The 13798-nt window shown below is 65.1% G+C and carries 10 protein-coding genes; 3 read left to right on the top strand and 7 right to left on the bottom strand.

Annotation, left to right across the window (positions count from 1 at the left end; translation table 11 throughout):
* Positions 1-347 precede the first annotated feature (347 nt).
* Entirely contained in the window at positions 348-902 is a 555-nt protein-coding gene (locus ACEYYA_RS10460) for a thioredoxin family protein (protein ID WP_374800357.1), read from the top strand.
* Positions 902-1330 (top strand): protein tyrosine phosphatase family protein, encoded by a 429-nt coding sequence (locus tag ACEYYA_RS10455; protein WP_374800355.1) that lies wholly within the window; start codon positions 902-904, stop codon positions 1328-1330. The genes ACEYYA_RS10460 and ACEYYA_RS10455 overlap by 1 nt, the downstream gene beginning before the upstream one ends.
* Here the strand turns inward: ACEYYA_RS10455 and ACEYYA_RS10450 are convergent.
* Positions 1327-2493, bottom strand: a complete 1167-nt coding sequence (locus ACEYYA_RS10450; RefSeq protein ID WP_374800353.1) for an NAD(P)/FAD-dependent oxidoreductase — start codon at positions 2491-2493, stop codon at positions 1327-1329. The two genes, ACEYYA_RS10455 and ACEYYA_RS10450, sit on opposite strands and share 4 nt — an antisense overlap.
* A gap of 171 nt (positions 2494-2664) precedes the next feature.
* Between ACEYYA_RS10450 and ACEYYA_RS10445 the strand changes: the two genes are divergently transcribed.
* Positions 2665-3414: a helix-turn-helix transcriptional regulator gene (locus tag ACEYYA_RS10445; protein WP_374800351.1), complete on the top strand. Its 750-nt coding sequence runs from the start codon at positions 2665-2667 to the stop codon at positions 3412-3414.
* Between the two features lie 726 nt (positions 3415-4140).
* On the opposite strand, the gene ACEYYA_RS10440 is transcribed toward ACEYYA_RS10445, so the two are convergent.
* The 6 genes from ACEYYA_RS10440 to ACEYYA_RS10415 all read right to left on the bottom strand — a co-directional run bounded on the left by ACEYYA_RS10440 (position 4141) and on the right by ACEYYA_RS10415 (position 13797).
* Positions 4141-5430, bottom strand: coding sequence for a helix-turn-helix domain-containing protein (locus ACEYYA_RS10440; RefSeq protein ID WP_374800415.1), 1290 nt, complete (start codon positions 5428-5430; stop codon positions 4141-4143).
* Between the two features lie 135 nt (positions 5431-5565).
* On the bottom strand, positions 5566-6795 hold the full coding sequence (gene hemA / locus ACEYYA_RS10435) for a 5-aminolevulinate synthase (RefSeq protein WP_374800349.1): 1230 nt from the start codon (positions 6793-6795) through the stop codon (positions 5566-5568).
* 216 nt (positions 6796-7011) lie between these two features.
* Positions 7012-8277 (bottom strand): glucose-1-phosphate adenylyltransferase, encoded by a 1266-nt coding sequence (gene glgC, locus ACEYYA_RS10430; protein WP_374800347.1) that lies wholly within the window; start codon positions 8275-8277, stop codon positions 7012-7014.
* A gap of 18 nt (positions 8278-8295) precedes the next feature.
* Entirely contained in the window at positions 8296-10200 is a 1905-nt protein-coding gene (glgB, locus tag ACEYYA_RS10425; protein WP_374800345.1) for a 1,4-alpha-glucan branching protein GlgB, read from the bottom strand.
* Between the two features lie 21 nt (positions 10201-10221).
* Positions 10222-12570: a glycogen/starch/alpha-glucan phosphorylase gene (locus ACEYYA_RS10420; protein WP_374800343.1), complete on the bottom strand. Its 2349-nt coding sequence runs from the start codon at positions 12568-12570 to the stop codon at positions 10222-10224.
* 165 nt (positions 12571-12735) lie between these two features.
* Complete coding sequence (locus tag ACEYYA_RS10415; protein WP_374800341.1) at positions 12736-13797, bottom strand: sensor histidine kinase; 1062 nt, start codon at positions 13795-13797, stop codon at positions 12736-12738.
* Position 13798 lies beyond the last annotated feature (1 nt).

Genomic DNA, 13798 nt, shown 5'->3' with positions numbered 1-13798 from the left:
CCGGGGTCGGAACCGGCCGCCTGACATCAATTGCGATACGAAACATGACTTGCTGTAAAATCATAGTATTGGCGGGCAATGCTCAGACTTTCTGTGAAGTTGGCGCATTCTGCGCACTATGCACAGTTTCCGTGACTATTCATGGTATTGCAGCCCATTGCTGACATCACTTGTGAGCTTCGCCTGGCAGCCCGCGACCCGAACCTTTGTCGGATGCCGTTGATGTGCGGTTGCGTGACCCCATCGCTTTCGGGCAAACTGATCATCGACAGACGCAGCGCGTGATGCACATATAAAATAAGATCAAGGTGTTACACGCAGAACCTCAGAACAGGAATGAAGACGACATGGCCGTTTCGCCCCCCGTTTGTGATTTTGGCTGGCCCGCGCCGGACTTTTCCTTGCCCGGCACCGATGGCCGCATCTGGTCGCTGGCAGATGTTCGTGGCCCAAATGGCACGCTGATCATGTTCATCTGCAACCATTGCCCCTATGTGCAATCGGTGCTGGACCGGATCTTGCGCGACGCGCGCGATCTGCGCGCCCTGGGGATCGGCGTTGCGGCGATTTCCTCGAATGACGCGACCGCCTATCCCGAGGACGGCTTTGAGGAAATGGCCCGTCTGGCAGCCGATCGAGGCTTCAGCTTTCCATATCTTTATGATGAAAATCAGGATGTTGCGCGGGCCTATGGCGCGGCCTGCACGCCCGATTTCTTTGGCTTTGATGCGGGTGGCGGGCTGCAGTATCGCGGTCGGCTGGACGCGTCGGGGCGTCAGGCCGGGGCCGCTGACGCGCGGCGCGATCTGTTTCTGGCGATGAAGCAGGTCGCCGAAACCGGCCAGGGACCGCGCGAACAGATCGCCTCGATGGGCTGTTCGATCAAATGGAAGGATGCGTGATGGATCTGCGGCAGCTCACCGAAAGCCTATGGGTCAGCCCGCAAATCGACATTGCTGATGTCGAAACGCTTGCCCAGTCGGGCTTTCGCAGCATCATCAACAACCGCCCTGACGAGGAAGTCGACCCAGAGCTGCGCGACGCTGTGATGGCCCAGACTGCCGCGCGCGCCGGGCTGGATTATATCCACCTGCCCTATGTGCCGGGTCTGCTGACGCCCGAACTGGTCGCCGATTTCGCCGCCGCGCTGGACAGGCTGCCCGGCCCGGTGCTGGCTTATTGCCGGTCGGGCACGCGGTCCTGCAACCTGTGGGCTTTGGCGCAGGCGGGTCGCCTGCCCGCCGATCAGATCATCGCGCGGGGCGCGGCGGCGGGCTATGACTTGCGCCAGCACGAACCCCTGCTTCGCGCCGCCGAGGCCGGACGCTAGACCACGCCCACCTCGCGCAGCGGACGGTTGGCCAGCACCCGGTCGACCGACAGATCCTGAAGATCCAGGCTGACCCATCCGCCGGTCAGGATCAGCTCGGCCAGCCCGCGGCCGACGGCTGGCGACTGCTGCAAGCCATGCCCCGAAAAACCGTTTGCAATGAACAGGTTATCCAAGCGCGGATCGCGACCAAGAATGGCGTTCTGATCCAGCAGGTTGTAGTCATACTGCCCGGTCCAGAAGCGTTTGACCCGCACCGCCTCGAACCCGGGCGCACGTTCCCACAGGCGCGGCCAGATCTGCGCCTCGAACTGGTCGGCCTCGGGGGTGAAATCCTCGGGTGAGACCGGGCCGTCGCCCTCGGGCACCGTCGCGGTGATCCACTGCTGGCCCTCCGGGCGCAGATAAAACCCGCCGGGATCGATCAGCAGCGGGGCATCAGGGTGCCGTGCGCCGGGCGCGTCGATCACAAACACGGTCCGCTTGCGCGGCTCGACCGGGATCGGCGCGCCCAGATCGGCCATCAGATCGGCGGCGCGGGTGCCGGCGCAATTGACGAACACCTCCCCCTCGATCCGCTGCCCATCCTCCAGACGCGCCGCGATCAGACGCTGGCCCTGCCGGTCAAAACCGGTGACCTGCCCGGTCAGCATCATCGCCCCCTGCCCGCGCGCCGCCGCCCTGAGGCCATTGAGCAGGCCCATATTGTCAAACCACCCCTCATCGCGGGGGCCGAAACTGCCCGCGACCAGCCCCTCGACCGACAGCCAAGGCCAACGGGCGGCGATCTCGGTCGGGGAAAGCACTTCGGTTGCGGCGCCCAGGCTGCGCTGCATCGCGGCGTGATCCTCCATCAGATCGGCGCGCTGCGCACTGGCAGTCAGGAACAGATAGCCATTCTCTCGCAGGCCCAGATCCCCACCCTGCCCCGTCCATGATCCGAAATCACGAATGAAATCAATGCCAAAGCGGGATATGGCGACGTTCACCGGGGTCGAGAACTGGCTGCGGATCGAGGCCACCGACAGCGCGGTTGCGGCGCGGGCAAAGCTTGGGTCACGCTCGATCACCGCGACGCGCAGGCCCGGCTGCATCCGCGTCAGGAAGAACGCCGTGGCCGCGCCCATCACCGCGCCGCCGATCACCACCACGTCGAATCGCATCTATCCGTCCCCGTTGCCCGTGGCGCCCATCCTGGGCCGAATTGCGGGGAAAGTCGCTTGTATTCTCCACTTGCGTCGCGCGCGCAGGCGGCAACAATGGGCGACGGGGAGCACCCTTTTTAACGAATCCATTGTATGACACATCGACTGATCGGTTTCATTGAAGAGGCCATGACCCTTCCCACCGCGCAACAGGTGGGGCGACTGCTGATCCGGGAATTGGGTGCCTTCGGGATTGACGGCATCGTCTATGCTTATCGCCGGGTGGTGGCCGGTCGGCAGATGCAACTGGCAGGCCGCACCCATCTGATCGCGCATCATGAGCCGCGTTTTCTGGCCGAACTGTTTTCCGACGGGCATTTCGCCCGGTTCTGGACGGATTACGGATCGAACCTGCCGCGCGGCGTAACGTCGTGGCGCGATCTGGTGCGCCGCGCCGAGGAGCGGAGCAGCGCCGCCTCGCTGCTTGAGGGGCGGACGCTGTGGCTGCGCCATGGCCTTCGCGCCGGTTACCTGATCGTGCTGCAACCGCCGGGCCAGCACCACGGGCTGATGTCGCTGGCGGCATCGGGCTTGCGGCAACATCAGCTTGAACAGGTCTGGGTCGATCAGGGTGCGGTCATCCATGCGCTGTGTCAGATCGCGCATCTGCGGATCACCACGATGCCGCCGCCCGACGGCCGCTTTGCCGGGCACGACCCGATCCTTTCACCGCGCCAACGCGAGGTGCTGGAGTGGGTTGCGGTCGGAAAAACGGTGGCTGATGTGGCGGCGATCCTCGGGCTGCGCCCCGCGACGGTGGAAAAGCACCTGCGGCTGGCGCGGCAGATGCTGGGGGCCGAGACCACGACACAGGCGGTGATGACGGCGACCTTGCGCGACCACATCTTCAACCTGCCGGGCAGGCACAGCAAGGTTTGATGGGTTTTTTTATTTATTCCTCAACAAGTTGACCAATAGCTGCCAATTCACAAGAAGTTCGGCGCGGAACGACGACGGCGCGCATCGCCGGGCTGGACAAGGGCAGGAGGCTGCCGTGGCAAGCAGCCCCGACAAGGCACCCCGACAAGGCACCGTCAGAATGGTGGCTTCGGGTGGTGGCGACGCGGAACGGCCCCGCCTTTGACGGATGACATTCTGGCCCCTCTGACCATCGACGGCGCGCACCCGACTTTGTGCAGCGTCGTGGCTATCACCATGGTCCCGATGGCGGGCAGTCCGGTTGGAATCACGGGCTACAGGACGGTGGCGGTCTGTCGGCCAAGACTGCGCGGAAGCAATGATCGCGCGGTTACCGATGGCCGACCGGTGCTGCTTGGCCTCGGTGTGAGGTCATCTGTCTTGACCGCCCAGGCGTGCGCCGGCTGTGCCTGCTCGCCTTCGCGACCAGGTTGATTGCGGATAACGACCAGGTTGATTGCGGATAGCGTGGAAGCGCTGGTCGACATCCATCATTGCGTCGGCGGCGCCAGCCTGATGCGCCGAGGAAGGTGATGGCGGTCGGCATTGATCCTTGGCGCTGCCGGCAAGCTGGCGCGAAGGTCGTGTGGTGCTTTGCGATCACCTGTCGGGGCGTTGGCTGAGTCACAGAGAACCGGCCCAGCATGACATATCGACCAAAGCCGACGGCGGAGATCGCGTGGCGGCCTAGGGCGCGGTCGGGGTTGATGTCGTCGGCGCCGCTGTGGCCGCCGGCGCTGCGCCGGGGACGGTGCCCGGCATGGCGGTCAGTTGCGCGACCAGGCGGGCCAGATCCTCATCCTTGGTCATGTCGGCCAAGGCATATTTTCCGGTCAGCGCGGCGGGCGACAATTCCAGATTCTTGACCACCTGCGCGCCCGGCGCGGCGGGGCCATAGGTCTGGCCGTTGACCGCGAAATAGACCGAACCCGAATTGCCCGCGCGCAAGACTGGCGGCTGTTCCAGCTTGGGCAGGGCAAAGCGTTCACCGGCATCCAGGATCTTTTCAAAGATCACCGTGCCGTCGGCCCCCTGCACCCGCACCCAGGACGGGCGGACGGCCAGAATCTCGACCTCGGGGGCGTCAGCGGCGATGGTGCGGACGGCACCGGGCGCGGTGGGCTGCGTTGCCTCGGCCAGAACGGCGCCGGCTGCGGGATCGGCGGGCGTGGTCGTGGTGGCGGGCGGCGTCAGACCGGCCAGGGCGCCCGTCTGCGCGGGGTCCAGCGCCGAGATCGGCTCATCCCGCGCGGTCAGTTGCGGCACGTCCAGCGCCTGCGGGCGATAGGTGCGGTCAATCGATTCGGGCTGCGGCAGGTTCATCGCCAGATCCGGGCCAGTCGCGCCATCGGACGGGCCGGGCTTCAAGGCACCGTCCAGCGGGTCCAGCTCACCCACCACGCCCGGCGCCTGATCGACGGCGGCCAGATGCACCTTTTGCACCTCTTGCAGGACCGACCAGCCGCCATAGCCGACACCCGCCACCAACAGGCCCAGCACCAGGATCGAGCCAAGCGCGCGCGGTTCAAACTGCGCCCAGAAACTTTGCTTGGGCGGCAGGAAAAGGGGGTTCGGATTGGCCAAGGCCTCGATCGGGTCGGACGGGCGGCGCTGCGGCTTTGGCCCCGAGGCGGCGGCGGCCATCCCATGCACCGGCTGAAAACCCGATTCACGACAAAACCGGTCAAAGGCCCAGTCCGGGTCCATGCCCAGATAGCGGGCATAGCTGCGCACGTAACCGGCAATGAAGCTGGGCGCGTCAAAGGCCGAAATATCGGTGTTTTCGATGGCCGCGATATAGCTGGCCTTGATGCGCAGTTCGCGCTGCACATCCAGCAGGGATTTCGACAGGGTGGCGCGTTCCCCGCGCATCACATCGCCCAGACGCAATTCAAAATCGTCAAAGCTGCGCGCGGCATCAGCCGCCACATCCTGCTGCGGTATGACCGCCGCTGCGGTTCGCTTGGCCCCGTTCATGGCGTCACGCACGCCCATCGCTTGCCCCTGATAGCCCCGAATCTTGCACATAGGGCGATTCGGCCCAATATGGCCCATCACCTCTTACGAAACCGTTACCATCTTCCGAGGCTTCTTGCACCCGCAGAAAAACGGTCAGGCGCTCAGTTCGGCACGATTCAGCGCACAATGGGCCCACAGATCGTTCAGCGCCCGCACCAGCTTTTCGATTTCGCAGGGCAGATGCACCGGGCCGGGGGTAAAGCGCAGCCGCTCGGTGCCGCGCGGCACCGTCGGGAAGTTGATCGGCTGCACATAGACGCCGTAATCGGCCAGCAGCATGTCGGAAATCATCTTGCAATGCACCGGATCGCCGACGTGGACCGGCACGATATGGCTGCCGTGGTCGATGATCGGCAGACCCATGGCCTTCAGCCGGGTTTTCAGGATGCGGGCGTGCTGTTGTTGCAGATCGCGCAGCTTCTGGCCCTCATCGGATTTCAGAAAGGCGATGCTGGCCGCCGCCCCCGCCGCAACCGCAGGCGGCAGCGAGGTGGTAAAGATGAAGCCCGGCGCATAGCTGCGCACCGCATCGACCATCCGCGCCGAGGCCGCGATATAGCCACCGAACACGCCGAAGGCCTTGCCCAGCGTGCCGTTGATGATGTCGATCCGCCCCATCAGACCGTCGCGTTCGGCCACCCCGCCACCGCGCGGGCCATACATGCCGACGGCGTGAACCTCGTCCAGATAGGTCAGGGTGCCGAACTCATCGGCCAGATCGCAAAAGCCCTCGATCGGGCCGAAATCGCCATCCATCGAATAGATCGATTCAAAGGCGATCAGCTTGGGCGCGGCCGGGTCGTCCTGTTCCAGAAGCTGCCGCAGATGCGCCAGATCGTTGTGGCGGAAGATGCGCTTCTGGCCACCGTTGCGCCGGATCCCCTCGATCATCGAGGCATGGTTCAGCGCATCGGAATAGATGATCAGCCCCGGAAACAGCGTGGGCAGCGTCGACAGCGTGGCGTCGTTGGCGATATAGGCCGACGAAAACACCAGGGCCGCTTCCTTGCCATGCAGATCGGCGATCTCGGCCTCAAGCCGCTTGTGATAGGTGGTGGTGCCGGAAATGTTGCGCGTGCCGCCCGAGCCTGCGCCGACCGCCTCCAGCGCCTCGTGCATGGCGGCCAGCACGACCGGGTTCTGGCCCATGCCCAGATAATCGTTGCCACACCAGACCGCGATGTCCTGACGCTGGCCATCGGGGCGATTCCACACGGCGCGCGGATAGTGGCCACGGTCACGTTCGATGTCGATGAAGGTGCGATAGCGGCCTTCGTCATGCAGACGTTGAATGGCGCGGTCCAAAGCGGAATCGTAGTTCATTGGCTTTTCCCTTGCTGCCGCGCACCGATGGTCTGGGTCGCGGGGCTTTTGCTGGGTTCCAGGCTAGACCTGAAAGTGAGGCCCCACCTTGATAAGTGTCAAATGCGACTTTTTCGAGGGATAAATTGTCACGCCCCCAAAGGGATGATGCGAAAGTGTCGCAAGGCGGCGCGTGGACCCTGCCCCGCGCGCCTTTGCACCGTCACATCGGCACCGTCACATCGCGGCCGCGCGCTTGTCCAGCATCGCCTGGGTGATCAGCACCACGCCCCCCTCGGACACGCGGAACCACTTTGCATCCTCGGCGGGATCCTGGCCCACGACCAGCCCCTCGGGGATCTGCACGCCCCGGTCGATCACGCATCTGCGCAGTTCGGCGTGCCGCCCGACCTGCACATAGGGCAGCACCACGGCCCCATCCAGCGACGAATAGCTGTGCGCCCGGACCCCGGTGAACAGCAGGCTTTGGCGCACCTCGGCCCCCGAGACGATGCAATTGCCCGACACCAGCGAGGAAATCGCGCTGCCACGCCGGTCATCCTCATCATGGATGAACTTCGCCGGCGGCACGATCTCGGCATAGGTCCAGATCGGCCATTGGTTGTCATACAGATCCAGCTTGGGCACGAAATCGGTCAGGTCGATGTTGGCCTGCCAGAAGGCGTCAATGGTGCCGACGTCGCGCCAATAGGGTTCGGTTTCCAGCCCCGATTTCACGCAGCTTTCGGCAAAGCGATGCGCCATGGCCTTGCCCGACTTGACCACCTGCGGGATGATGTCATGGCCGAAATCGCGGCTGGAATTGGGGTCGGCGGCATCCTTCAGCAGCAGATCGCGCAGCAAGGCCCAGTCAAAGACATAGATCCCCATCGAGGCAAGCGCATGATCGGGATCGCCCGGAATCCCCGGCGGCTGTTGCGGCTTTTCCAGAAAGTCGGTGATCTGGCCGGTAGCATCCACCTGCATGACGCCAAAGGCCGTGGCCTCGGCGCGCGGCACGGTCAGGCAGCCGATGGTCACATCGGCCCCGGTCGCCACATGCTGTTCCAGCATCACCTCGTAATCCATCTTGTAGATGTGATCGCCGGCCAGCACGATCAGATACTTCACGTTATAGCTGTCGATGATGTCGATATTCTGGGCCACCGCATCGGCGGTGCCGCGATACCAGTTTTCATCGTCATGCTGCTGGCTGGCGGGCAGGATATCCAGATATTCGTTGCGCTCGGCCCGGAAAAAGCCCCAGCCGCGCTGGATGTGGCGGATCAGGCTGTGCGCCTTGTATTGGGTGGCGATCGCCATCTTGCGGATGCCGCTGTTCAGCGCATTCGACAGCGCAAAGTCGATGATCCGGGTCTTGCCGCCGAAATAGACGGCCGGCTTGGCACGGGTGTCGGTCAGTTCCTTCAGCCGCGATCCACGACCGCCCGCAAGGACAAAGGCCATGGTTTGCGACGTCAGGCGGCGGTTCGGTTGCGGCATGGCCATGTCCTTCCGGTATCACACAGGGGTCAGGAAAATCGCACTTTCGGGCGCCAGATCCAGCATCAGGCTGGCGGGCTGGTTATGGGCGGGGCGGTGTTCGGCGGGGATCGTGCCACTGGCCCCCCTGCCCTGACCGCCATAGATCTCGTGATCGGTGTTCAGGATCACCCGCCAGTCGCCGCCCTGCGGCAGGCCAAGGCGGTAGCCCTCCAGCGGGCTGGTGCCGAAATTGATCAGCACCACGACCGGCGCTTCCCCCTCGGCATAGCGCGCAAAGGCATAGGTCGATGTCGCCGCCTCATCCGCCGCGATCCAATACATGCCATCGGGGCGGCAATCGCCGCGATGCAGGGCGGGAATGTCGCGGTAGATCGCGTTCAGATCGCCGATCAGCGCCTGCGCGCCCTGATGCAGCCGGTGATCCAGCAGCCACCAATCCAGCCGGTCGTCATGGTTCCATTCGCGGAAACTGGCGAACTCTTGCCCCATGAACAACAGCTTCTTGCCGGGCGTGGCCCACATCAGCGCGAGAAAGGTCCGCAGCGTCGGAAAGCGACTGTCCGGCCCCGCCACCTCGGGGATGCGGGTCAGCAGCGTGCCCTTGCCATGAACGACCTCATCATGGCTGATCGGCAGCAGGAAGTTCTCGGCATTGCGATACAGGCTGAAGAACGTCAGCAGGTTATGGTGCCAGAACCGGTTGATCGGGTCTTCCGCCAGATAGCGCAGCCCGTCATTCATCCAGCCCATCGCCCATTTATAGGTGAAGCCCAGCCCCCCCGCATCGGGCGGCAGGGTCACACCGGCATAGGCGGTCGATTCCTCGGCAATCGTCACCGCGCCATGGGGCAGCGCGCGGGCGACGCGGCGCAGCAGGTCGGCGGCCTCGTAGTTCTCGTTCCCGCCATTGACATTGGGCAGCCAATTGTCGCCGTCGCGCGAATAATCGCGATAGAGCATGGATGCCACCGCATCGACCCGCAGCGCATCGATATTGTAGTTCTCCACCCAATAGACGGCGCTTTCGGTCAGGAAATCCGCGACCTCCCACCGGCCAAAGTCATAGATATGGGTGTTCCAATCCTGATGATAGCCAAGGCGCGGGTCGGCATATTCGTAAAGCGCGGGGCCGTCGAAATGCGCCAGACCATGCGCATCGGTGGGGAAATGTCCGGGCACCCAGTCCAGGATGACGCCCAGACCCGCCGCATGGGCGGCAGCGACAAAGCGGCGCAGCCCGTCGGGATCGCCCAGCCGGCCGGTCGGCGCGAACATGCCCACCGGCTGATAACCCCATGACCCGCCAAAGGGATATTCGCTGATCGGCAGCAATTCCAGATGCGTGAAGTTCAGCCCCGCGGCATAGGGGATCAGCCGCGCGGCCAGTTCGTCCCAGTTCAGGCTGGACCCGTCGGCATGGCGATCCCAGCTGGGCAGATGCACCTCATAGGCGGAAATCGGCGCGGCGCGGTCCAGACGCCGGGCGCGGTCGGGGTTCGGCGCGGGCGGCGGCGGCAGGTCGCGGATGATGGATGCGGTGCCGGGCGGCACCTCCATTTGCAGCGCGACCGGATCGGCCTTTTCGCGGGCCTGCCCGTCCGATCCGATGATGCCGTATTTGTATCGCTGGCCGGGCCGGGCGCCATGCACCCACCCCCGCCACACGCCGTCATCGCCGCGCGACAGCGGGTTGGCGTGCCATTGCCAGCCGTTGAAATCGCCGATCACGCAGACATCGCGGGCATTGGGTGCCCAGACGGCAAAGTCGCAGCCCTCGGGCCAGGGCAAGGCGCCGCGCCGGTGCCAATAGCGGTTGCGGGCGGGGCCGGTGGCAGCGGATGCGGGCGGGGCCTTGGGTGCCACAGCCTTCGCCCCGGCCTTTTCCGCCCCCGTCCCCTTGCCGCGCACCGATCTGGCCATATCGCCCCCCTGCCCGTGACCCTAAAGCGCCGACTCGGCCCCCCAGATGTCTTTCATGTAAGCACGAACCGCCCGGTCAGACGAGAAAAAGCCCATGCCTGCGACATTCAGGATGGCCTGGCGCGCCCATTCCTCGGGCTGGGCAAAGCGGCGGTCGGCCTCGGCCTGGGCCGCGTCATAGGCATCGAAATCCGATGCCACCATGAAATAGTCGTGGTGGCGCAGATTGCCCATCAGCCCGTGATAGCGCGCCGGATCGTCGGGGTTGAAGGTGCCCGCCTCGATCAGCGCGATCACCCGTTGCAGCACCGGGCTGGCGGCAATCGCCTGCGCGGCATGGCCAGCGATCTGGCGGCGCTCCTGCACCTGATCGGCGGTCATGCCGAACAGGATGAAGTTCTCGGCCCCCACATGATCGCGGATCTCGACATTGGCGCCGTCCAGCGTGCCGATGGTCAGCGCGCCGTTCAGCGCGAATTTCATGTTGCCGGTGCCGGATGCCTCTTTCCCCGCGGTCGAGATCTGCTCGGACAGGTCCGCCGCCGGGATCAGCTTTTCGGCCATGGTGACGTTGTAATTGGCCGGATAGGCGATCAGTAGCTGATCGCGGGTCGCGGCATCGGCATTCACCGTGCGCGCCACGTCATTGATCAGTCGGATGATGTCCTTGGCCATGGCATAGCCCGGCGCGGCCTTGCCGCCGAACACCCGCAGGCGCGGGACGCCCCGGCCCTGCCCCGCCTTGATCCGGTCCCAATCCGCGACCGCTTGCAGGATGTTCATCAACTGACGCTTGTATTCGTGGATCCGCTTGACCTGCACGTCAAACATCGCCGCCGGGTTGACCCCGGCCCCCGCCACCACCGACAACCAGGGGGCCACGGCCTCTTTCCGCGCGGCCTTGGCGCGGCGGAAATCGGCGCGGAAACCGGCGTCATCGGCCAGGGGCTTCAGTTCGGCCAGCCGGTCCAGGTCCGCCTCCCATCCCGCGCCGATCGCCTCGGTGATCAGCGCCGACAGGCCGGGGTTGGCCAGCCGCAGCCAGCGGCGCGGGGTCACGCCATTGGTCACATTGACGATGCGGCCCGGATGCAGCGCGCCCAGATCGGGAAACAGTTGCGACTTCACCAGATCGGTATGCAAAGCCGAGACGCCATTCACCTTGTGCGCGGTCATGAAGGCCAGATCGCCCATATGCACCTGCCCGTCACGCAGCGCGCCGACATGGCCGGGGCGGTTCGGATGGGCGGCACGGTGCGCCTCATCAATGCGGGCGATGATGTCCAGATGACGCGGCAGCACCTGACGCATCAGATCCTCGGGCCAGCATTCCAGCGCCTCGGGCAGCAGGGTGTGGTTGGTAAAGCCCAGGCAACGGGTCGCGATCTCCAGCGCGGGGGCGAAATCGACGGCGTGGATATCATGCAGGATCCGCACCAGCTCCGCCCCGGCGATGGCGGGATGGGTATCGTTCATCTGGATGGCGACGTGATCGGGCAGCCGCGTCAGGTCGGTATGGTGATCCAGATAGCGGCGCAGGATGTCCTGAACGGCGGCCGAGGTCAGGAAATATTCCTGCTTCAGCCGCAATTCCTTGCCCGCCCAGGTCGTATCATCAGGGTAAAGCACCCGCGACAGCGTGCGCGCGAAGGCCTCGGGCGCCGCCGCCGCCGCGTAATCCCCGGCGTTGAACCGCGCCAGGTCAAAGCCATGTTCGGCCTTGGCCGACCACAGCCGCAGCGTATTGGCCCAGCGGCCCTGCCAGCCGATCACCGGGGTGTCGCTGGCCTCGGCCAGAACCGATTGGGCGGGGTGCCAATAGTTGTTCGACACATGCCCGCCAAAGGTCACGCGATAGGTGGCTTCGGGGCGCTCGAACTCCCACGGGTGGCGTTGGCTCAGCCAGTGTTCGGGGCGCTCGATCTGGCGGCCATGGTCGAAATCCTGCGCGAACAGGCCATGTTCATAGCGGATGCCATAGCCATAGCTGGGGCAACCCAGCGTCGCCATGCTTTCCAGATAGCAGGCCGCCAACCGCCCCAGCCCGCCATTGCCAAGCGCCGCATCGGGTTCATCCTTGACCACCGCGTCGAAATCCTGACCCAACCCGGTCAGCGCATCGCGCGCGATATCGTAAAGCCCCAGGTTCATCGCGGCATCCTCAATCAGGCGGCCGATCAGGAACTCCATCGACAGGTAATAGACCCGCTTCAACCCGTTGTCATAGGCCTTGCGCGTGGCCGCGAACCAGGGCGCCACGATCCGGTCGCGCAGCGCGAAGGACAAGGCCATCCGCCAGTCGTAAAGGCTGGCATGGGCCTCATCCTTGCCCATGGTGAAGGTCAGGTGATGGCGGATCGCCTGGGTCAATTCTGCGGCAGAGACGGGGGCAGAGACGGGGGCAGAAACGGGGGCTGCGGATTGGGTCACGGGAAACGATCCTCGGGCAAAAACGGGCAATTTCAGCGAATGTTACCGCCAACATCGCGCTTTTCAACGCATGGGCCGGTGTCGTCAAGATATTCCTTGGGTGGATCACCCGTCGCCGGGCAGGCTCGCCGTCTCGGGCAAGAGCACGGTGAAGGTGCTGCCATGTCCCTTGCGGCTGGTGATCTTCAGCCGCCCGCGATGGCGGTTGATGATGTGCTTGACGATGGCCAGCCCCAGCCCTGTGCCGCCCTTTTCGCGCGACCGGTGGGTGTCGACGCGGTAAAAGCGTTCGGTCAGGCGCGGCAGGTGGATCGGGTCGATCCCCTCGCCCTTGTCGATGACCTCGACCTGGATGGCGGGGCCGCGCAGCACCGGCTCACGCGGGATGCGGGTCAGGCGCAGGCGGATCTCGCCGCCCGATGCGCCGTATTTCAGCGCGTTCTCGATCAGGTTGGTGAACAGCTGCGTCAACTGGTCAGCATCGCCCGGCACTGGGACGGGATCGCCCAGACCCTCGCTGGCGAAGCTGACGCCTGCCGCCTCGGCCTGCGGGCGCAGCGTCAACGCGCAGCCCCGGATCAGCGCCGCCAGATCCAGCCGCGCGGCGGGGCGGCGGCGTTCCTCGGATTCGACCCGGCTGAGCGACAAGAGATCCGCCACCAGCCGGTTCATCCGCCCGGCCTCGCGCTCCATGATCGTCAGGAACCGGTCGCGCGCGGCGGCATCATCGCGCGCAGGCCCGCGCAGGGTCTCGATGAAACCCATCAGCGCGGTCAGGGGCGTGCGCAATTCATGGCTGACATTGGCCACGAAATCCCGCCGCATCGCCTCGGCATGTTCCAGCGCGGTCGTGTCTTGCAAGACGATCAGCGCGCCCTGCCCGGCCGTCCCCTCGACGCGCGAGGCGCTGACATCGGCCACCATCTCGCGCGTGGGGCCGGCAATGGTGGTGCGCAGACCGCGCGGCCCCTGGCCCGCCAGCACCGCCTCCAACGCGGCATTGATGCCGGGCTGGCGCAGCACGGTGACGAAGGGCCGCCCCACCAGATCATCGCCCAGAAAGGCGCGCATCGCGGCATTGGCGGCCATGATCCGCGCCTCGGCATCGGTCAGGATGACCGGCACCGGCAGGGCCTCCAGCAGGCTGGCGGTCAGCAATCCGTCCATC

The organism is Paracoccus zhouxuedongae, assembly GCF_041927815.1.
GTDB lineage: Bacteria > Pseudomonadota > Alphaproteobacteria > Rhodobacterales > Rhodobacteraceae > Paracoccus.
Note: the sequence above shows the minus strand (reverse complement) of the source record. Positions and strands in the feature narration are given on the sequence as shown.